We start from the raw sequence: 19528 nt of genomic DNA on the forward strand, positions 1-19528 counted from the left end.
TCCGGTTTGTCCGTCGACCCCGGGTGAAGCCGTTGGCATCCGGGTGACGCGCCCGGGGCGGCCGCGCGCACCCGCGCCGGAGGAGGCCGTGCCGGGCGCGGCAGCTCGCGCCGAGCGCGGTAGCGGGAGCCACCGCGCTCGGCGGGAGCCACCGCGCTCGGCGCGCGGCGGCCGGCGGCCGGGCCGGTCAGGCCAGGGCGGCCTGGGCCTCGCGGAGCGCGTCGACCAGGCGGCCCTCGGGGAGGCGGACGTCGTCGTAGGTCAGGGTGGCGTCCTTGGGGACGTCCCGGACGAGGACGCAGCCCTCGGCCACGCCGACGGGGAGCAGCCGCTCGTCCCGCGTGATCGCCGCCTTCTCGGCCTGGCCGTAGTAGTGGTACCCGCCGAGCGCGTCGAGGACGGTGCCCGCGGCCAGGTCGGTCTTGGCCGTCGTCACGACCTCGACGCTCGCCGCCCCGAGCGGCCGGATCGTCGCGTCGCCGAGGAGCGCGGCCCGGGCGATCGTCGTCGGCACCTCGAAGTGGCACAGGTGGTAGGGCTGGTAGAACGAGTAGAGCGGCCCGGTGCCCAGCTTGTAGAGCTCCAGGTAGTGCCGCTGCTTCGGGTCGTCGTGCGTCGCCAGGATGTAGACGCCCGGCCCGGGCCGCGCCCCGACCACGTAGTCCACGGCGCCGCCCAGCGCGCGGAGCTCGTCCACGTCGTACCGGGTCGTCAGCTCGTCGACGTGCCCGTCGTGGTCCATGCCGAGCATCCCGCGCCGGTGCACGGACATGCCGGTCGCGTTGGCGACGAGCGCCTGCTCCACCGACACCTTGGTGCCGTCCGCGAACGACGTGACCATGTGCGGGTCCTGCCCCCACCGCTCGGCGAACGCCTTCTGCGTGGTGGGGGTGCGGTACTCGTCCTGCAGGCCCTTGATGTTGCCCGCGACCAGCGGCGTCAGCCCGAGCCCGGTGACGAACCGGTGCAGGTTCATCTGCACGCCGGGCTGGTCGCCGTCGCAGCCCGTGTAGACGACGCCGGCCTTGTCGGCCAGGCGGGCGAGCTCGCCGCCGACCGTGGCGTCGACCTCCGCGTTCATCAGCACCAGGTGCTTGCCGTGCTCGAAGCAGGCGAGCGCGACGTGCGCGCCGAACTCCACGGCGCCGGTCACGTCCACCACCACGTCGACCGCGTCGGACGCGATCGCCACGCGGTAGTCGGCGGTCACGGCCGGGGTCCCGGACGCGGCGGCGCGAGCGAGGGCGGCGGGGGAGTCGACCTCGACGACGCCCGTGAGCCCCGCCTCGGTGTACGCCCGGACGCCCTGCTCGGGGTGCCGGGCGGCGATCGCGACGACGTCCATCCCGGGCACGGAGTTGACGATCTGGTTCACCAGGCCGCGGCCCATGAACCCGGCGCCGACCAGCGCCACCCGGATCGGCTTCCCGTCGGCCTGGCGCGCCTTCAGCAGCGAGTCGACGACGATCACGGCGCCACCTCGGCGGCGCCGGCCCCGACCAGCGGCCAGGCGGCGTCCTTGTCCGAGATCACCGTCACCGGCACGGGCCACTCGATGCCGAACGCGGCGTCGTCGTACCGGAAGCCCTGCTCGCCCTCGGGGGTGTACGGGCCGCTGACCTGGTAGATCACCTCGGTGTCGTCGGCCAGGGTCTGGTACCCGTGCGCGACGTACGGCGGGATGAACAGCGCGCGGCGGTTGGCGGCGGTGAGCTCGACCATCACGTGCGCCCCGTAGGTCGGGGAGTCCGGGCGGACGTCCACGGCCACGTCGACGATCGCGCCGGCGGTGCATCGGACGAGCTTGCCCTCGGCGTACGGCGGCACCTGGCGGTGCAGGCCGCGCAGCGTGCCGGCCACGTGGTTGTACGACAGGTTGCACTGCGCGACGGTCGTGTCCAGGCCGTGCGCCTCGAACTCGGTCGTGTCGAACGTCCGGGCGAAGAACCCCCGGTCGTCCGAGCGGAGCTCGAGGTCGACGATCATCACGCCGTCGACGGCGGTCGGGGTGTACTTCACGGGTTCACCGTCCAGAACAGCTGCGGGTCCACCTGGCCGGTCTTGAGCAGGTGCTCGATCTGCGCCAGGCGGGTGTGGCCGCGCCCGGTGAAGGTCTCGGTGTCGAGCTGGATCTGCTCGAACACCCGGTGCAGCTGCGCGGCGCCGGCGGCGGCGTCCCAGTCGGTCTCGAAGCCGGGGAGCACCTCGCGGATCTTCGCGAACGACACGCGGTACGACCGGTTGTCCGCACTCGGCTCGCCGAACGACACCTCGCAGCCGGGGAACTCGGCCCCGACCGTCTCGGCGATCTCGCGCACCGTGTAGTTGTTGGAGTCCGCGCCGACGTTGAGCACCTGCGCGTGCACGTCCTCGCGCGGGGCGTCGAGCACCGCGCGGATCGCCTTGGCGATGTCCAGGCCGTGCACGAGCGGGCGCCACGGCGTGCCGTCGGAGGTCATCGCGATCCGGTGCGTCGTCCAGGCCAGACCGGCCAGGTTGTTCAGCACGATGTCGAACCGCTGCCGCGGGGACGCGCCGAACGCGGTGGCGTTGCGCAGGAACGTCGGGGAGAAGTCGTCGTCGGCCAGCGCCGTGACGTCCCGCTCGACCAGGGCCTTGCACCGGGCGTAGGCGGTCTGCGGGTCGGTCGGGCTGGTCTCGTCGACCGTGCCGTCGGCGACGCCGTAGACCGAGCAGGACGACATGTACACGAACCGCGAGACCCCGGCGCGCTTGGCGGCCGAGGCCAGCGCCACCGACCCGTGGTGGTTGATGTCGTACGTGACCTCGCCGATCCGGTCGCCGATCGGGTCGTTCGACAGCTCGGCCATGTGGACCACCGCGTCGAACCCGGCCAGGTCGTCCGGCGTGACGTGCCGGATGTCCTTGACGAGCGTGTGCGGGGTCTCGTGGACGCCGTTGTAGAGCCAGCCGTTCTTGTAGTAGCCGGTGTCGAGGCCGGTGACCTCGTCGCCGCGGCCCAGCAGCGTCGGTGCGAGCAGGCTGCCGAGGTAGCCCTCGGTGCCGGTGACCAGGATGCGCACGCGCTCAGTCCTCCCAGATCTTCCAGGGGGCGCGACCTGCGTCCCACAGTCCGTTCAGCTCCGTCCAGTCACGGAACGTGTCCATGCCCATCCAGAAGCCCTCGTGCTCGTAGACCGACAGCTGCCGGTCCCGCGCGAGCTGCTGCAGCGGCGCGCTCTCGAGCATCACCGCCGGGTCGTCGTCGAGGTACTTGTCGACGAACTCCCGCTCGAAGAGGAAGAACCCGCCGTTGACCCAGCCGTCGGCGAGCGTCGGCTTCTCGTTGAACTCGACGACCGTGTCGCCCTCGACGCGCATCTCGCCGTAGCGGCTGGACGGGTGCACGCCGGTGAGCGTCCCGAGCAGGCCCTGCTCGACGTGGTGCCGGAGGGCGCCCGTGATGTCCACGTCGCCGATGCCGTCGCCGTAGGTGAGCGCGAACCGGTCGGCGTCGAGGTGCTGGGCGACCCGGCGGATGCGCGCGGCGGTGGCCGTGGTCAGCCCCGTCTCGACGAACGTGATCTCCCAGTCCTCCTTGGCGGCGGTGCCGTGGAAGACGGGCTCGGACCCCGTGCCGTCGCCGCCCAGGTGCAGCGTGAAGTCCGACGTCAGGTGCCGGTAGTCCAGGAAGTACTGCTTGATCAGGTCGCTCTTGTACCCGAGCGCCAGCACGAACCGGCGGAAGCCGTGCTCGCTGTACGTCTTCATGATGTGCCAGAGGATCGGCCGGCCGCCGATGTCGACCAGCGGCTTGGGCAGCTTCTCGCTGGCCTCGCGGAGACGCGTCCCCATGCCGCCGCACAGGATCACCACCGGGATGTCGGCGGGCGACAGGTCGCCTGCGGTCATGGCTCCTCCTCGGACGGGGGGTGTGGGATGGCGCCGCGATCGCGCCGCGGCAGCCCCGAGGCTAGTCCGGGCATTTCATGCCAGACAGGTACTAACGGGTGAAAACCGGACATATCACCCCCCTGGGTCCGCCGGGGTGGGGTGGGGTCCCCCGGGTGGCCCACGCCCGCTCCGTGGGCCGGCTCGGCGGGGGCGCCGCGCGGGCCGTCCGGGGGCGGTGGGGCGAAACCTGTCGAGCGTTCGGGTGAAAAGCCCCAAATCGGACAAACCGGGCCTGGTGGTGCGAGCACACTGTCGTCCGGCGGGCCCGCCTGCGGGGACGCCGGACGGATGCGAGGGGGGAAGGTCGATGGTCGTCGAGAAGCCGGCGCTGCACCGGGGTGCCCGTCCCGCACCGCGGGTCCCGGGGGAGATCCTGGTCCTGCGGCGGGACCTCGGGGAGTTCGGGGCACCCGCGCCACGTCCGCTGCCCGACCGGGCCGCGCTGCGCCTCGCCCGGCCGCTGCTCCGCGGCCTCGCGCCCACGGCGTGCGTGCACACCGCCGACGCGGTCGCGGCCCTGACGTACGACGACGGCCCGCACCCCGACCACACGCCCGGCCTGCTCGACGTGCTCGCCGACCGCGGCCTGCGCGCCACCTTCTTCGTCCTGGCGGACGCCGCCGAGGCGCACCCGGACCTGGTGCGTCGCCTCGTCGCCGAGGGCCACGAGCTCGCCCTGCACGGCCCGGACCACGGCCGGCTCAACCGGCTGCCGGACGCCGAGGCGGTCCGCGTGGTCGCCGACGCCCGGCACCGCGTCGAGGCGGTGGCCGGCGTGCCCGTCACGCTGTTCCGCCCGCCGTACGGGGCGCACCGGCCCGGGTCGCTGCGGGGCTGGACTCGCTCCGGGCTCGACGTCGTCATCTGGTCCGGCTGGGCGCAGGACTGGGTCGACGCACCCGTCCAGGACGTCGCGGACCGCGCCCGCGCGGCGCTGCACCCCGGGGGCATCCTGCTGCTGCACGACACCCGGGCGGACCCCGAGACGCTCGGCGCCGGCGAGGAGCTGCCCCGGTTCGACCGGGCCGCGGTCACCGCCGCGCTGGTCGACCCGCTGCTCGAAGCGGGCTGGTCGTTCGACACCGTCGGCGGCCTCCTGGCCCGGTACCCCCGGGTCCGGACCGTGTTCCGGGAGCTGATGTCGTGACCGGGCTCCGGGACGGCGTCGCGCGCCCCGCGGGCGTCGAGCTCACCGTCGTCATCGCCGCCTTCGACGCCGAGGCCACCCTCGGCGAGCAGCTCGACGCGCTCGCGGCGCAGTGCGCGCCGTTCGGCTGGGAGCTGGTCGTCGCGGACAACGGCTCCACCGACGGCACCGCGGACCTCGCCCGTTCCTACGCGGACCGGCTGCCCGTCCGGGTCGTCGACGCCTCCGCCACCCGCGGCGCGGGCGCCGCCCGCAACGTCGGCGTGTCCGTCGCGCGCGCCCCGCTGGTCGCGTTCTGCGACGCGGACGACGTCGTCGGCGACGGCTGGCTCGTCGCGATGCGGACCGCCCTGCGCACGCACGCGTTCGTCGCCGGCCGGTTCGACGGCGAGCGGCTGAACACGCCGCGCGTGCTCCGGTCGCGCACCGTCCCCCAGACGGCGGGGCTGCAGGAGTCGACCCGGCTGCCCGGGCTGCACGCCGCCGGGGCCGGGAACATGGGCATCCGCGCGGACCTGTTCCGCGCGGTCGGCGGGTTCGACCCCGGCTGCCTGTTCCTGGAGGACACCGACCTGTGCTGGCGGGTGCAGCTCGCCGGGGTGCCGCTGACCTGGGTGCCGGAGGCCGTGCTGCACGTGCGGCTGCGCGGGAGCGTGTGGTCCTCGGCGCAGCAGGGCTACCACTACGGCACGGGTGAGCGCTGGCTCGCGCTGCGGTACCGGGAGCAGGAGGACCGGCTGCGGGCCCTCGCGGCTGCGGGGGTGGCGGCCGGCGTGCCGGCTGGTGTGCCCGCCGCGGCGGACCAGGGCGGCGCCGGCCGGGCGGCGGGCTCGCTCGCGGGCGCGGCGTTCGCGGGCGCGGCCGTCGGCATGGCGATGGCGGACCCGGCGCTCGCCGGCGGCCTGGTCCCGGCGGGTCAGCTCGCGGCCGGCGCGGCGCTCACCGGCGCCGGTCTCACCGGGGCGGGCCTCGCGGCGACGGGCGGTGGCCCGCACCGGCCGGGCGCCGCGCGCGCGGCCCGCCGGCTCGCGGCGACGGGCGGCGACCTGCTGCGCGTGCGCTCGCTCGGCGACCTCGGGCGCTGGTCGTGGGACGTCGGCTGGGGCGTCGGGTACGCCTTCGGCCGCGTCGACCCGCCGGCGCCGGTGCGGGCGCCCGGCGTGGCGTCGGCGCCCGGTGCCGCCGCACCCGGTGCCGCCGCACCCGGTGCCGCCGCGCCCGGTGCCGCCGCGCCCGGTGCCGCCGCACCCGCTGCCGCCGCGCCCCGTGCGGGGACGTCCGTGCCCGCGCCGGCCCCGTCCGTCGTGCCGGGGCCCGCGGCCGCGACGTCCCGGCGGCAGGGCGCCGCCTGAGCCGCGGCGCCGGGCCCGCGCCCCCCTCGCGGCCCGGCGCCGCACCCGCGCGCGCCCGCGCGAGGTGCCCCACCCGCGACGGTCCATCGCTGTGCGAGCGGGGCCGCCCGGGTGCGCCGCCGGTGCTGCCCGCGTCAGGCCGTGTGCGCCGCCGGCACCGCCGCGTCGAGCTGGTCGACGATGTGCCGCGCGATCTCCAGCGACGCCGTGGCCGCGGGCGACGGGGCGTTCAGCACGTGCACCTGCCGGCCCTCGCCCTGCAGCAGGAAGTCGTCGACGAGCCCGCCGTCGCGGCGCAGCGCCTGCGCACGCACCCCGGCGGGGGCGGGCGCCAGGTCGGCCGCGGAGATCCCCGGGACCAGCCGCGACAGGCTCCGGGCGAAGGCGCGCCGCGACAGCGACCGGCCGACCTCGGCGGCGCCGGGGACCAGGTTGCGCGCGGCGAGCCGCCACAGCCCGGGCCACGCCAGGCTGTCGGCGAGGTCGCGCGGCGAGACGTCGGTCCAGGTGTACCCCTCGCGGGCGAGCGCGAGCACCGCGTTCGGCCCGGCGTGCACGTGCCCCTCGATGCCGCGGGTGAGGTGCACGCCGAGGAACGGGAACCGCGGGTCGGGCACCGGGTAGATCAGGCCGCGGACCTGCGCCCCGGCCTCGGGGGTGAGCTCGAAGTACTCGCCGCGGAACGGCACGATCCGCGCCTCGGGCTCCAGCCCGCACGCGCGGGCGAGCCGGTCGGCGTGCAGCCCGGCGCAGACCACCAGGGCGTCGGCCTCCCGGTCGGCGTGCGACGTGCGGATCTCGACCCGGCCGGGTGCGCCGGGGGCGTCGGGGACGGTGCGAGCGGCGAGGACCTCCTCGCCGAACAGGATCCGGCCGCCCGCTGCCTCGACGTCCGCGGCGAGCGCCCGGCACACGCCGGGGTAGTCGACGATGCCGGTGCTCTCGACCCGCAGGGCCGCGACCGCGCGGACGTGCGGCTCGTACTCGCGCGCCTCCGTGGGGCTGAGGCGGCGCGCGGGCACGCCGTTGGCCGCGGCGCGGCCGGCGAGCTTCTCGAGCTGCGGCACCTCCGCGTCCGAGGTGGCGACGACGAGCTTCCCGCACACCTCGACCGGCACGCCCTTCGCGCGGGCGTAGTCGACCATCGAGCGCGCGCCCGCCGCGGCCATCGTCGCCTTGAGGCTGCCGGGCGCGTAGTACAGGCCCGAGTGGACGACCCCGGAGTTCCGGCCGGTCTGGTGCAGCGCCAGGCCGTCCTCCTTCTCCAGGACGGTGACCTCGTCGCCGCGCGCGGCGAGCCGGGCCGCCACCGCCAGCCCGACGATGCCCGACCCGACGACGACGACGTGGCTCATGCCGCGGCCCTCGCCGGGACGACCGCGCGGCGGGTGGGGTCCGGGGTCGCCACACCGTCCAGCCGGTCCTGCCGCCGGGCGCGCGCCGCTGCGGGGAACCCGGCGACCAGGCCGGCGAGGTCGGCGCCGACCCGGGTGGCGACCGCCGGCGCCATGAGGCGCTCGCGGGTCGTCGGGCGGCTGCCGTCGGGGCCCGGGCGACCGAGCGCGCGCCGACCGGCGGAGCGCACCGCACCGACCTGCGCCTTCAGGGCGGTGACGAGGTAGCGGCGCAGCACGGGCGCACCGAACCCGTAGTTGCGCGCGAGCAGCACCACGTGGTTGCGCCGCGCGTAGAACTGGTAGCGCCGGTCGAACCGCTGGCCGCCGATCCCGTACGGCGCGGCGATGTGCTCGACCACCGCGCGCGGGGCGTAGACGAGCCGGCCTCCGGCGGCGCGCAGCCGCAGCGAGATGTCCGACTCCTCGCACAGGCAGGTGCCGGGGTAGTCGCCCCGGATGCCGCCGATCGCGTCCAGCGCCGTGCGGCGGAACGACATGTTGGCGCCGAGGATGTGGTCCACCCCGATCACGCGGCCCGGGTCCGCCGCGAAGTTGCCGGTCAACGTGCCGTCCGGCAGGAACCGCCCGACCGAGCCGAGCCCGATGGACTCCTCGCCCGGGATGCCGTTGCGCGCCCGACCGCCGACCGCCACGACCTCCGGGTCGGCGTACGGCAGCACGAGCTCGTCCAGCCACTCGGGCTCGGCGAACGCGTCGTCGTCCAGGAACGCCAGGACGTCCCCGGTGGTGGCGCGCTCCCCGATCTGGCGCGACTCGGGGAGCTTGCCCCGGCCGAGGTCGTTGCGCAGGTAGACGACGCCGGGGTGCTGCGCCACCACCTCACGGGTCCGGTCGTCCGGCGACCCGTCGACCACGACGATCTCCGACGGCGCCGTCCGCAGCGCGGCCAGGTGCCGCAGGCAGGTCTCGACGTGGTCCGGTCTGCCGTACGTCGCCACGACGACGCTCACGGTCGGGGTCATGCGGTGCTCCTCGCGGGGGTGGGCGGGGTCGGTCGCGCGGCGGGGGGCCTGCCGAGCAGAAGGGTGTGCGCGGCCACGGCCGGCGACCGGCGCAGGGCGGCGGCGCCGGCCAGCCCGGCGGCGCCCCAGTCCCGCGCGCGGGCCCGTGCGCGGGCGGTCCGGGCGGAGGACGCCGCGGAGCGCGCACGGAACCGGCGCAGGTTCTGCTCCAGGGCGGCGACCGCGGCCGCGTCCCCGGCACGGCGTGCGCCGTCGAGCGTCAGCGTGATGATCTGCTCACCGGGATCGTCCTCGGCGCGGATCGTCGCGCTGACCCCGCCGGCGTGCCGGCGGTAGCCCACGAGCGCCTCCGGCACCGCGACGAACCGGCCGAGCAGCAGCGCCCGGAGGATCAGCTCGTTGTCCTCGCCGACCCGGAACGCGGGGTGGAAGCCCCCGATCGCCTGCACCTCGTCCCGGCGGAACAGCAGCGTCACGATCCGGGGGATGTCCACCCGCCCGCTCAGGAGGTCCAGCCGGCTGCCGCGGGTGAGCGGCCAGGGCTCGTCGAGGCGCTCGCCGTCCTGGTCGACGACCCAGCCGTCGCTCGAGCACGCCGTCGCCGCAGGATCTGCGTCGAGCCGGGCCACCTGGCGGGCGAGCCGCTCGGGGTGCCACACGTCGTCGTCGTCGAGGTACGCGATCAGCTCCCCCCGTGCGACGGCCGTCCCGGCGTTGCGGGCGACGGAGACACCCCGGGGTGGCACGTGCAGGACGGTGGCGCGGTGCGCGCCCAGGACGTCGCGGACGGTCCCCTCGAGCCCCGCGCGGTCGGCCACCCCGTCGCCGACCACCACGACCTCCCAGTCGGTGAACTGCTGGTCGCGCACCGACGCGAGCGCGTCGGGCAGGTAGGGCGACCGGCGGTTGGTCGGCACGACGACGCTCACCCGCGGGCGCGTCGGGGTCGTCATACCCGCGCCTCCGGGGCGCCGGGCAGGTGGAGCACGCGGTACCGGTCGCGGTCGTGCCGGCGCAGGACCGAGGCGGCTGCGGCGAGGCGCGGGTGCTGGGTGCGCCACACCCAGTGCCGGTACACCGTCGGCTCGGCGTACTGGTCGGCGTGGCCGGACCAGGCGAACTTCGCACGCATCGCCGCGTCGTCCCGGACCCAGGAGAAGTGCATGACCGCGTCGCGCGGGTGCACGACCTCGTGCACGAGCGTCCCCCGCGGGTGGTACGGGTCGGCGTTCCACGGGCGGATGTCGACCCGGTAGTGCGGAGCCAGCGTCTGCCGGCAGTGGTCCAGCCGGGTGCCGGCGCGGACCGCGAGCGGACCCGGGTAGTGGGTCACGGTGCGGCCCCACCGCGTGCTGGTCTCGAGGAACAGGTCCTCGCCCACCCGGTTGTACAGCCACCGCGCCGGGTAGTGCAGCGCGTCCGCGCCCGCGTCCTCGGCGCGGCCCAGCGCGCCGAGGAACGGGTCCAGGCGGCGGATCACCTCGTCGGTGTCCAGCGTGAGCACCCAGTCCGCCCCCTCGGAGGCCTGGTCGAGCGCCGTCTGACGCTGGTGGGTCTCCACGTCGAGCACCGGTCCGTCGGGGTCCGAGTAGTCGCCGGGCGCGAGGACGCACTTGCCGTCGACGTCCACGGCCTTCACCTGGGCGATGGCCTCCTCGCCCGGCAGGTGCTGGCCCGCCCAGGACCGGTGACCGCGGTCGTACGACACGACGATGCGGTCGACGACCGGGTAGTACGCCCGGACGCTCGCGGCGAGGTACGTGGGGTCCGCCGCGAGGATGTAGGCGTGGCGGCGCATCAGGACGCCGCCCCGGTGGCGGCGGGGACGCCGGGAGCGGGGGCGCGGAACAGGGCGAGGGGCACGGATGGACCCTAGGTCGAGGCCGGGCGCCGGAGGTACCTGCAACTGGGTGAAATCGGACATATCCACCCATTCGACCGGCACCGGGGCCGACCGGTCCCGGTGCTGCGCCGGCGGCGAGCGTGTGGTCTGCTATGGGTGGATCGTCCCGATTTCACCCAGTTGGGGGCACTGATGGTGGAGATCTCGGTCGTGATCGCGGCGCGGAACGCCGCGCGCACGCTGCCGCACCAGCTGCGGGCGCTCGCCGCGCAGCGGCCGGACGCGGCCTGGGAGGTGCTGGTCGCCGACAACGGGTCGAGCGACGACACGGCCCGGGTCGTCCGGGAGGCCCGCGGCTGGCTCCCCGGTCTCCGCTACGTCGACGCGTCCGCCGTCCGCGGGGCGGGCGCCGCGCGCAACGCCGCCGTGACCGAGGCGCGCGGGCGCTCGCTGCTGTTCTGCGACGCGGACGACGTCGTCGCGCCGGGGTGGGCGGACGCGCTGCACCGCGCGCTCGCGGGGGCGGCGCTCGTGGCCGGACGGCTCGAGTGGGCGCGCCTCAACACCGACGCCGACCAGGCGTCGCGCGCGCTGCCGCAGCAGCGGGGCCTGCAGTACAGCGAGCCGCTGCCGTGGCTGCCCGCGGCGAGCTCCAGCAACCTCGGCGTGCGGCGCGACGTGTTCGACCGCCTCGGCGGCTTCGACCCCGCGGCCCGGTTCCTCCAGGACACCGACCTCTGCTGGCGCGCTCAGCTCGGCGGCGAGAGGCTCGCGTTCCAGCCGGAGGCGGTGGTGCACATGCGGCTGCGGCAGGGCGTCCGCGGCGCCTGGCGGCAGGGGCGGAACTCCGGCATGGGCCAGCGGTGGCTGGCGGCGCGGTTCGGTGCCGCCCGGGACCTGCTCGCGCGGGTGGCCGGCGAGGCAGAGGCTGCTCCGCCGCCGCGCGCGCGGCGTGCGTGGCCCGCCCGCGTGGCCCGGCGCGCGGTGCTGGTGGGCGGGGACCTCCTGCGGCTGCGCGGCCGGGGGGACGTGGCGCGGTTGTCCTGGACCACCGGCTTCGGCGTCGGCTACGCGTTCGGCGGGTTGCCGGACCCCGCCCCGTACCCGCCCGACGCGGTGGCGCTGGAGGCGATCCCGGCGCACTGACCGTGCCTCCGGGGCGGGGTCGGGGAGGCCGGGCCGTCGCGGCGCCGTCCGCGTGCGGGTGCTCCCGCTGCTGCGACCGGGTGACGCGGCTCGCCGTGCCTCGTGGCGGTTTGCGACGATACGACCTCCCCGGCGGCCGCCGGGGTTCGACGGAGGTGAGTCGTGTCCGGGACCGTGCCGGCCCGTGCGGACGTGTCGGTCGTGGTCGTGGCGCGCGGCGACGAACCGGGCCTCGCCCCGTCGATCACGTGCACGCTCGCCTCGCTCGGCGACGCCGCGCGGGAGCGGCGCGGGGCCGCGCTCCGCGGCGACCGGCTCGGCGGCGAGCTGGTGCTCGTCCTGCACGACGTCGCGCCGCTCCCGGCGGGCGTCGCGGCCGACCCGCGCGTCCGGGTCGTGGCGGCGCCAGGGGTCAGCGGCGGACGCGCCCGGAACATCGGCGTCGCCGCCGCCCGGGGGCGGTACCTGCTGTTCACCGAGCCGGACGCGCGGGTGCCGAGCGGCTGGGTCAGGGCGATGACGGCGCCGCTGCGGGCCGGCCGGGCCGACCTGGTCGCCGGCGCCGTGGTCCCGGCGTCCGACGGGCCGGTCAGGCTCGCCGACGCGGACGCGGCGGCGTACCTCGACGTCGTGCCCGACCCGCCCGTCGTCGGGCACGGGTTCTCGGGGGTGAGCATGGCGGCGACGCGCGCCGTGTTCGAGGCGGTGGGCTTCGACGAGGCGCTCGGCACCGCCCGCTACCCGTACACCGCGGACGTCGCGCTGCGGCGCGACGCCGTCGGCGCGGGCTTCCGCGAGGCCGCCGTCGCGGGCGTCCCGGTGGTGCGCCACCTCCCCTCCGGTGCGCTCGGCCGCGGGGCGCTGGCGGCGCGGGCGCGCGCGCACGGCCGGGGCGCCGCCTACCTCGACCGGCACGCCCGTGAGCCCGCCCCCGCGGCGCTGCCGGTCCTGGTCCGGCTGGTCGGTCGTGCGCTGCTGCTGGCCTGGGCCGAGGTGCGCGGCGCCCGGCCGTCCGTGCTCCTGCCGGCGCACGCCGCGCTAGCCCGGCACCGGGAGCTGCTCCGGCTGCGCCGGGTGCCTGTGCGGGTGCCGCCACGCTCCGCCGCCGGCGACGTCCCCGGGGGCGCGGGTGCGCCGCGCTCGGCGGCGCCCGTCGCGCTGGTCACGCGCGACTCCGTCCCCGCGACGCCGCTGCCCTCGCCGCCCCCGGCCGCTGCGGTCGGCCCCGCGCGTGGCCGCACCGGCGACCAGGACCAGGGCGCCCGCGGCTCCGCGCTCGACCTCTGGGCGAGCGCGGGTCTGCGTCGCCGGCGCACGGCGTCCTGACCCCGTCGCGCGGGGCGGGCGTCAGGGACGCCGGGTCACGGCCGCGCGGGAGCCCCGGCCGGGTGCCGGCGGCGGCGTCCAGCCGGGTGCGGTGCGTCCCGGCTGGTCGGCGCGCGGTGGTGGCGCGGCCGGCGGGGTCCACCCGGCGCCGCGTGCCACGGCGGCCACCGCGGCGATCGTGACCGCCGACGCCACTCCCGCCGCCGGCGCCCGGCTCGGCGCGCCCCGGGTCGGCCCGGGCAGCGCCGGCCGCTCCGGGGCGGGGTCGAGGGCGGGCGGCTGCGGCGCCCCGCGGGCCCCGTCCCGGCCGACGGCTGCCGGCGTCCCCGACCACGCCGTCCGGCGAGCCCGTCCGTGCCGGGCACGCGACGCGCGCGTCTCGTGCGCCCCCGCGGGCGTCGGGCTCGCGGCCGCGAGGATGCGCGCCCGGCCGGGCAGCTCGACGCAGCGCCAGAGGAGGAAGGCGAGCGCCGCCGAGACGCCGAGCACCAGCGGGACGGTCGCCCACCCGCGCAGCGGCGTGAGCAGGAGCGTGCGGATCACGAGCTCGTGCAGCAGGTAGAAGGAGAACGACAGCGCGCCCGCGAGCTTGACGACGGGGTGCCGGGCCCAGCCGTTGCGGCCGGCGACGTCGCCCTGGGCGCACCGCGCGGCGAGGGGGGCGAACAGCGCCGCCAGGACAGCCGTGAGCACGGTCGGGTGCACCTCCACCGCCGCCGCGCCGAGCACGCCGACGGCCAGGCCGCCGAGCCACACCGGCGCGGGAAGGCGAGGCTGCCAGCCGTCGCGCACCGCGAGCGCCACGACCATGCCGAGCAGGAACTCCGGGAGGCGGCTCAGGGGGAGGTGGAACAGGAGGGGGATGGTCGCCGGCCACACCACGCCGACCGCCGGCGGGATGAGCAGCGCGACCGCGGCGACGACGGCGCGGGTGCGCGCCGTCATGCGGCGCAGGGCCCACAGCATCCCGGGGAAGGCGGCGTAGAACGCGATCTCGCAGGACAGGGACCACGTCACGGCGTTGACGGCGAACACGGTGGTGTTGTCGGGCGACCAGGACTGGAGGAGGAACAGCCCGGCGAGCGCGGTCGCCGGGCTGATCGCCGACCCGACCAGCAGGACCGTCACCGCCAGGCCGAGCAGGTAGGTCACGAGGTGGTTGGGGTAGATCCGTGCGGCCCGCCGCGTGTAGAAGGCCCGCAGGCTCGTGCCCGGCCGCGTGGTCCACGTCAGCACCAGGCCGGAGAGCACGAAGAACAGGCCGACGCCGGTGTTGAACGCGCTGGATCCGCGGATCACCTGCAGGTTCCAGAGGTTGACGTGGTAGAGCATCACGAGCAGCGCGCCGGCCGCCCGCAGCCCGTTCAGGCTCCAGAGCACGGGCACGGCGTCCTCGCGCGCGGTCGTACCCGTCACATCGCCCTCCGGGGTGGCAGTCGTCGGCCGGGGCTGGTCGCGGCTGCGCGGGAGCCCCGCGGCAGGCCTGTCGTTGCGGTGCAAATTAGGACAAAGGGTGCAGATCATGTCAAGAGGGGTGCGACCGTCCGGGTGAGTGTGTCGGTGGTCGCTCGTACAGTGGACGCCTACGACCCCGGATCCGCTGGATCCGGGGTTCTCGTGCTGACCGCGCCCCGCCGCCGGCACCCCGGAAGGAACCCATGAACGTCGCCGGACTGCTGCCCGTCCTCCTCACCGACCCCGCCGTCGCGCGCGCCGTCTCCCTCGTCCCGTCCCGCGGCGAGGTCGACGTCGTCGGGCCCGCCGGCATCCGCCCGCCCCTGCTGGCCGCGCTGACCGGCGCCCGCGGCGACGCCCCCGCCACCGGGGGCAAGCGCCCCGGCCGCCCGCTCGTCGTCGTCACCGCCACCGGCCGCGACGCGGACGAGACGGCCGCCGCCCTGCGCTGCTACCTGCCGGACGACGACGTGGCCGTGCTCCCGTCCTGGGAGACGCTGCCGCACGAGCGGCTCTCGCCCCGCAGCGACACCGTCGCGCGCCGGCTGGCCGTGTTCCGCCGACTCGCGCACCCGGACCCCGAGCCCGGCCACACCGGGCCGATCCGGGTCCTCGTCATGCCCGTGCGCGCGCTGCTCCAGCCCGTCGTGGCCGGGCTCGGCGAGCTGGAGCCCGTCTCCCTGGACGTGGGCCAGCGGGCCGACCTGTCCGACGTCGCCGAGCGGCTGGTCGCCGCCGCCTACAGCCGGGTCGACATGGTCGAACGCCGCGGCGAGTTCGCGGTGCGCGGCGGCATCCTCGACGTGTTCCCGCCGACCGAGGACCACCCGCTGCGCATCGAGTTCTGGGGCGAGGACGTCGAGGAGATCCGCTGGTTCTCCGTCGCCGACCAGCGCAGCCTCGAGGTCGCGAGCCACGGCCTGTGGGCGCCGCCGTGCCGGGAGATCCTGCTGACCGACGAGGTGCGCGAGCGCGCCGCGTCCCTGGTGGAGCGGCTGCCCGGCGCGGTGGACATGCTCGACAAGCTCGCGCAGGGCATCGCCGTCGAGGGCATGGAGTCGCTGGCCCCGGCGCTCGTCGGCGACATGGTCCCGGTGCTCGACCTGGTGCCGGACGACGCGCTGCTCGTGCTCGCCGACCCCGAGCGGGTGCGGCGCCGGGCGCACGACCTCGTCGCCACGACCGAGGAGTTCCTGCAGGCCGCGTGGACCTCGGCCGCCGCCGGCGCCGCGACGCCGCTCGACCTGTCCGCCGCCTCGTTCGCGTCGTTCGCCGAGGTGCGGGCGCTCGCGGCCGTGCGCGGCCTGGGCTGGTGGACGCTGAGCCCGTTCACGCTGGACGCGGACGCCGTCGACGCGGCGGACGGCACCGCGGCCGCCGACGACGTCCGCAGCAGCGACGACGGCGTCGAGACGGTCGTCGTCGCGGCCCGGGACGTCGAGCGGTACCGCGGGGAGGTCGACCGGGCCGTCGCCGACGTGCGCCGGCTGCAGCAGGACGGCTGGCGGCTGCTGCTCGCCACCGAGGGCCACGGGCCCGCGCAGCGCATGGCCGAGCAGCTCCGCGCCGCCGACGTGCCCGCCCGCCTGGTCCCCGAGCTCGAGGGCGACCTCGAGGGCGGCGTCGTCCTCGTGATGCCCGCGCAGGTCGGGCCGGGCTTCGTGTCGGAGGACCTGCGGCTCGCGGTGTTCTCCGAGTCCGACCTCACCGGCCGCCCCGGCTCGTCCACCCGCGACATGCGCAAGATGCCGAGCCGGCGCCGTAACGTCGTCGACCCGCTGCAGCTGCGCCCGGGCGACTTCGTGGTGCACGAGCAGCACGGCGTCGGCCGGTTCGTGGAGCTGATCTCCCGGACCGTCGGGTCGGGCGCCGCCGCCGCGACCCGCGAGTACATGGTCATCGAGTACGCGTCGTCCAAGCGGGGCCAGCCGGGCGACCGGCTGTTCGTGCCGACCGACCAGCTCGACCAGGTGACCAAGTACGTCGGCGGCGAGGCGCCCAGCCTGAACAAGATGGGCGGCTCGGACTGGGCCAAGACCAAGGGGCGGGCCCGCAAGGCGGTCAAGGAGATCGCCGGCGAGCTCATCCGCCTCTACAGCGCCCGGATGGCCACCAGCGGCCACGCGTTCGGCCCGGACACCCCGTGGCAGCGCGAGCTGGAGGACGCGTTCGCCTACGTCGAGACGCCCGACCAGCTGGCGACGATCGACGAGGTCAAGCGGGACATGGAGAAGCCGATCCCCATGGACCGGCTGGTCTGCGGAGACGTCGGCTACGGCAAGACCGAGATCGCGGTGCGCGCGGCGTTCAAGGCCGTGCAGGACGGCAAGCAGGTCGCCGTCCTGGTGCCGACCACCCTGCTCGTGCAGCAGCACCTCGACACGTTCACCGAGCGGTACGCCGGGTTCCCGGTGACCGTGAAGGCGCTGTCGCGGTTCAACACCAAGGCCGAGTCCGAGGCCGTGGTCGACGGCCTGCGCGACGGCAGCGTCGACGTCGTCATCGGCACCCACCGGCTCATCACCGGCGAGGTGCGGTTCAAGGACCTCGGCCTGGTCATCATCGACGAGGAGCAGCGGTTCGGCGTCGAGCACAAGGAGACGCTCAAGGCGCTGCGCACCAACGTCGACGTGCTGGCGATGTCCGCCACCCCGATCCCGCGCACGCTGGAGATGGCGGTCACCGGCATCCGCGAGATGTCCACCCTGGCCACCCCGCCGGAGGAGCGGCACCCGGTGCTCACCTTCGTCGGCGCCTGGGAGGAGAAGCAGATCTCCGCCGCCATCCGCCGCGAGCTGCTGCGCGAGGGCCAGGTGTTCTACGTGCACAACAAGGTCGAGTCGATCGAGCGCACCGCGGCCCGGCTCAACGAGCTCGTGCCCGAGGCCCGGATCGCGGTCGCCCACGGCAAGATGAACGAGCACCAGCTGGAGCAGGTGATCGTCGACTTCTGGGAGAAGCGGTTCGACGTCCTGGTGTGCACGACGATCGTCGAGACCGGCCTGGACATCTCCAACGCGAACACGCTGATCCTGGAGCGCGCCGACCGGCTCGGCCTGTCCCAGCTGCACCAGCTGCGCGGGCGCGTCGGCCGGGGCCGCGAGCGGGCGTACGCGTACTTCCTGTACCCGCCGGAGAAGCCGCTCACCGAGACCGCGCACGACCGGCTGCAGACGATCGCCGCCAACACGGACCTCGGCGCCGGCATGGCCGTGGCGATGAAGGACCTGGAGATCCGCGGCGCGGGCAACATGCTCGGCGGCGAGCAGTCCGGGCACATCGAGGGCGTCGGCTTCGACCTGTACATCCGGATGGTCGGTGAGGCCGTGGCGTCCTACCGCGGCGACCAGCCCGAGGAGCTGCCGGACGTCACGGTCGAGCTGCCCGTCGACGCGCACATCCCGCACGACTACATCGCGCACGAGCGGTTGCGCCTGGAGGCGTACCGCAAGCTCGCGGCCGCGGCGGACGAGCAGACGCTCGAGGAGATCTCCGCCGAGCTCGTCGACCGGTACGGCCCGATCCCGGAGGCCGTGACCAACCTGTTCGCGGTGGCCCGGTTCCGGCTGCACGCCCGCACGGCCGGGCTCACCGACATCACCGCGCAGGGCAAGTTCGTGCGGTTCGCGCCGGTCGACCTGCCCGAGTCGGCGCAGCTGCGGCTCAAGCGGCTGTACCCCGGCTCGGTGCTCAAGCCCGCGCTGCGCACCGTGCTGGTGCCGTTCCCGACGACCGCGCGGATCGGCGGCAAGCCCCTGCACGGCGAGGCGATCATGTCGTGGGCGCGGCAGCTGATCGACGCGGTCGTGCTCGGTGACGTGTCCGCGGCGGCGGGGGTGGGCACGGCGGCGCGCTGAGGCGGCCGGGGCGACGGCACGGCGCGCCCACCGCCGGGTCGCCGGTGCTCGCCGTCGGCGTCCGTCGCGGGTGCGTCCGATCGGGTGAACGACGTGGTGAACGCCGGACGCGGCTTCACCCGGCGCGGTAGGCATCAGTAGCGACCACGGCGTACATCGAGCACGACGCCAACGGAACCCCGCTGATCATGCGCGGCGCGGTCGGCAACCTCGACGGGCAGTCGATGTACATCTACGACAACCTCGGCTCTCCGCTGACGATCATCACCCAGAGCAACACCACGTCCGACGCCTGGGAATGCGACCCCTACGGCGTAGCCGACCTGACCGAGGAGTCCATCGCCCAGGTCTACACACCGTTCGCCTACACCGGCGGCCTCAACGACCGCGTCACCGGCTGGACCCTCAACGGCGCCCGCTACTACGACGCCGGCGAAGGCCGCTGGACCCAGATGGACACCCTTGATTCACCCCTCGACCCGTCCAACGCCAACAGGTACGCCTACGCAGCGAACAACCCCATCAACTTCATCGACCCGACCGGCCTCTACGGCACCGCGGACATCGTCGGCGACGTCGTCGGGGTCGCCGTGACGGCGCTCTTCACCGCCGCAGGCACGGCGATCGGCACGCTCGTGGGGAACGTGCCGGGCGCAGTCTCGGGTCGCACCATCGGTAGATGCGTCGGTGGGTGCATTGGTGGCTACCTCGGCGACTCGATCTCGAACATCTGGGGAGAGCGGGGCGGGTATGACGCGGGCAGCGGGCTCAGAGCATGTGCGGCTGGCGCCCTGACTGCTGGCATCGCCGGCTAGAGATGCGGGGAAGAGCATGAGGTGGAGTTGGTCCGCCGCGCTGGTCATCGTCGGGCTGCTGCTCAAGATCGTGCTCAGCCCGATCGATGAGACTCTCGGCAACTGGGTAGGTGGGAGCGTCGCTTTCGGCGGAGTCGTCGTGCTCCCGCTCATCCACTGGCTCCGCAGTCGCGAGCGCGCGCACGAGACGGCCAGCAGCGGCGTCGATCGACAGGAGGATCCCAAACGGTCAGGTGACGACGAACTGCACTGATGCGTGTGCTTCGTCGGCTGAGTTCTCGGCTCGCGGGGG

General features: G+C 75.6%; 16 protein-coding genes. 7 read left to right on the forward strand and 9 right to left on the reverse strand.

Annotated elements, in window-relative coordinates; all coding sequences use genetic code 11:
- Positions 1-187: 187 nt before the first annotated feature.
- The 4 genes from FS882_RS09560 to FS882_RS09575 are packed head-to-tail and all read right to left on the reverse strand — an operon-like array spanning position 188 to position 3873.
- A complete protein-coding gene (locus tag FS882_RS09560) occupies positions 188-1471 on the reverse strand; it encodes an NAD(P)H-dependent oxidoreductase (protein WP_158372844.1) in 1284 nt (427 codons plus the stop codon).
- On the reverse strand, positions 1468-2019 hold the full coding sequence (rfbC, locus tag FS882_RS09565) for a dTDP-4-dehydrorhamnose 3,5-epimerase (RefSeq protein ID WP_158372845.1): 552 nt from the start codon (positions 2017-2019) through the stop codon (positions 1468-1470). Before rfbC ends, FS882_RS09560 begins: the two co-directional genes overlap by 4 nt.
- A complete protein-coding gene (locus FS882_RS09570; protein WP_158372846.1) occupies positions 2016-3044 on the reverse strand; it encodes an NAD-dependent epimerase/dehydratase family protein in 1029 nt (342 codons plus the stop codon). The genes rfbC and FS882_RS09570 overlap by 4 nt, the downstream gene beginning before the upstream one ends.
- Positions 3045-3048: 4 nt before the next feature.
- Positions 3049-3873, reverse strand: a complete 825-nt coding sequence (locus tag FS882_RS09575) for a glucose-1-phosphate cytidylyltransferase (RefSeq protein ID WP_158372847.1) — start codon at positions 3871-3873, stop codon at positions 3049-3051.
- Between the two features lie 349 nt (positions 3874-4222).
- On the opposite strand from FS882_RS09575, the gene FS882_RS21365 reads away from it, so the two are divergent.
- Complete coding sequence (locus FS882_RS21365; RefSeq protein WP_222848181.1) at positions 4223-5062, forward strand: polysaccharide deacetylase family protein; 840 nt, start codon at positions 4223-4225, stop codon at positions 5060-5062.
- On the forward strand, positions 5059-6414 hold the full coding sequence (locus FS882_RS20960) for a glycosyltransferase family 2 protein (RefSeq protein ID WP_187365240.1): 1356 nt from the start codon (positions 5059-5061) through the stop codon (positions 6412-6414). Before FS882_RS21365 ends, FS882_RS20960 begins: the two co-directional genes overlap by 4 nt.
- A gap of 134 nt (positions 6415-6548) precedes the next feature.
- Here FS882_RS20960 and lhgO read toward each other — a convergent pair whose 3' ends face one another.
- From lhgO to FS882_RS20970, 4 genes are read right to left on the reverse strand one after another with little or no spacing between them, the layout of a single operon-like run.
- Positions 6549-7769, reverse strand: coding sequence for an L-2-hydroxyglutarate oxidase (gene lhgO / locus FS882_RS09590; RefSeq protein WP_158372848.1), 1221 nt, complete (start codon positions 7767-7769; stop codon positions 6549-6551).
- The gene (locus FS882_RS09595) at positions 7766-8794 is read right to left on the reverse strand and encodes a glycosyltransferase family 2 protein (RefSeq protein ID WP_158372849.1); all 1029 of its coding nucleotides are present in this window, start codon (positions 8792-8794) and stop codon (positions 7766-7768) included. Before FS882_RS09595 ends, lhgO begins: the two co-directional genes overlap by 4 nt.
- Positions 8791-9747 carry a glycosyltransferase family 2 protein gene (locus FS882_RS20965; protein WP_187365241.1) on the reverse strand — a complete coding sequence of 319 codons (957 nt, stop codon included), beginning with the start codon at positions 9745-9747 and terminating at the stop codon, positions 8791-8793. The genes FS882_RS09595 and FS882_RS20965 overlap by 4 nt, the downstream gene beginning before the upstream one ends.
- Positions 9744-10592 carry a hypothetical protein gene (locus tag FS882_RS20970; protein ID WP_187365242.1) on the reverse strand — a complete coding sequence of 283 codons (849 nt, stop codon included), beginning with the start codon at positions 10590-10592 and terminating at the stop codon, positions 9744-9746. The genes FS882_RS20965 and FS882_RS20970 overlap by 4 nt, the downstream gene beginning before the upstream one ends.
- 237 nt (positions 10593-10829) lie before the next feature.
- Between FS882_RS20970 and FS882_RS09605 the strand changes: the two genes are divergently transcribed.
- Both FS882_RS09605 and FS882_RS09610 read left to right on the forward strand, forming a co-directional pair.
- Complete coding sequence (locus tag FS882_RS09605; protein ID WP_158372850.1) at positions 10830-11783, forward strand: glycosyltransferase; 954 nt, start codon at positions 10830-10832, stop codon at positions 11781-11783.
- Positions 11784-11945: 162 nt separating this feature from the next.
- Entirely contained in the window at positions 11946-13109 is a 1164-nt protein-coding gene (locus FS882_RS09610; RefSeq protein ID WP_158372851.1) for a glycosyltransferase, read from the forward strand.
- 21 nt (positions 13110-13130) lie between these two features.
- On the opposite strand, the gene FS882_RS09615 is transcribed toward FS882_RS09610, so the two are convergent.
- Positions 13131-14525, reverse strand: coding sequence for an acyltransferase family protein (locus tag FS882_RS09615; RefSeq protein WP_187365243.1), 1395 nt, complete (start codon positions 14523-14525; stop codon positions 13131-13133).
- 242 nt (positions 14526-14767) lie between these two features.
- Between FS882_RS09615 and mfd the strand changes: the two genes are divergently transcribed.
- From mfd to FS882_RS09630, 3 genes are all read left to right on the forward strand, one after another.
- A complete protein-coding gene (mfd, locus tag FS882_RS09620) occupies positions 14768-18421 on the forward strand; it encodes a transcription-repair coupling factor (RefSeq protein WP_158372853.1) in 3654 nt (1217 codons plus the stop codon).
- 188 nt (positions 18422-18609) lie between these two features.
- A complete protein-coding gene (locus FS882_RS09625) occupies positions 18610-19236 on the forward strand; it encodes an RHS repeat-associated core domain-containing protein (RefSeq protein WP_158372854.1) in 627 nt (208 codons plus the stop codon).
- A 16-nt stretch (positions 19237-19252) separates the two neighbouring features.
- Positions 19253-19489 (forward strand): hypothetical protein, encoded by a 237-nt coding sequence (locus FS882_RS09630; RefSeq protein WP_158372855.1) that lies wholly within the window; start codon positions 19253-19255, stop codon positions 19487-19489.
- Positions 19490-19528: the final 39 nt, after the last annotated feature.

Origin of the sequence: Cellulosimicrobium cellulans, assembly GCF_007679345.1 — a bacterium.
Taxonomy (GTDB): domain Bacteria; phylum Actinomycetota; class Actinomycetes; order Actinomycetales; family Cellulomonadaceae; genus Cellulomonas; species Cellulomonas cellulans_A.

Bases quoted from the DNA above. Each gene is read 5' to 3' on its own strand.
- lhgO (WP_158372848.1), bottom strand. From the start codon at position 7,769: ATGAGCCACGTCGTCGTCGTCGGGTCGGGCATCGTCGGGCTGGCGGTG.
- FS882_RS09595 (WP_158372849.1), bottom strand. From the start codon at position 8,794: ATGACCCCGACCGTGAGCGTCGTCGTGGCGACGTACGGCAGACCGGAC.
- FS882_RS09625 (WP_158372854.1), top strand. From the start codon at position 18,610: ATGCGCGGCGCGGTCGGCAACCTCGACGGGCAGTCGATGTACATCTAC.
- FS882_RS20970 (WP_187365242.1), bottom strand. From the start codon at position 10,592: ATGCGCCGCCACGCCTACATCCTCGCGGCGGACCCCACGTACCTCGCC.
- FS882_RS21365 (WP_222848181.1), top strand. From the start codon at position 4,223: ATGGTCGTCGAGAAGCCGGCGCTGCACCGGGGTGCCCGTCCCGCACCG.
- FS882_RS09630 (WP_158372855.1), top strand. From the start codon at position 19,253: ATGAGGTGGAGTTGGTCCGCCGCGCTGGTCATCGTCGGGCTGCTGCTC.
- FS882_RS09575 (WP_158372847.1), bottom strand. From the start codon at position 3,873: ATGACCGCAGGCGACCTGTCGCCCGCCGACATCCCGGTGGTGATCCTG.
- FS882_RS20965 (WP_187365241.1), bottom strand. From the start codon at position 9,747: ATGACGACCCCGACGCGCCCGCGGGTGAGCGTCGTCGTGCCGACCAAC.
- FS882_RS09605 (WP_158372850.1), top strand. From the start codon at position 10,830: ATGGTGGAGATCTCGGTCGTGATCGCGGCGCGGAACGCCGCGCGCACG.
- mfd (WP_158372853.1), top strand. From the start codon at position 14,768: ATGAACGTCGCCGGACTGCTGCCCGTCCTCCTCACCGACCCCGCCGTC.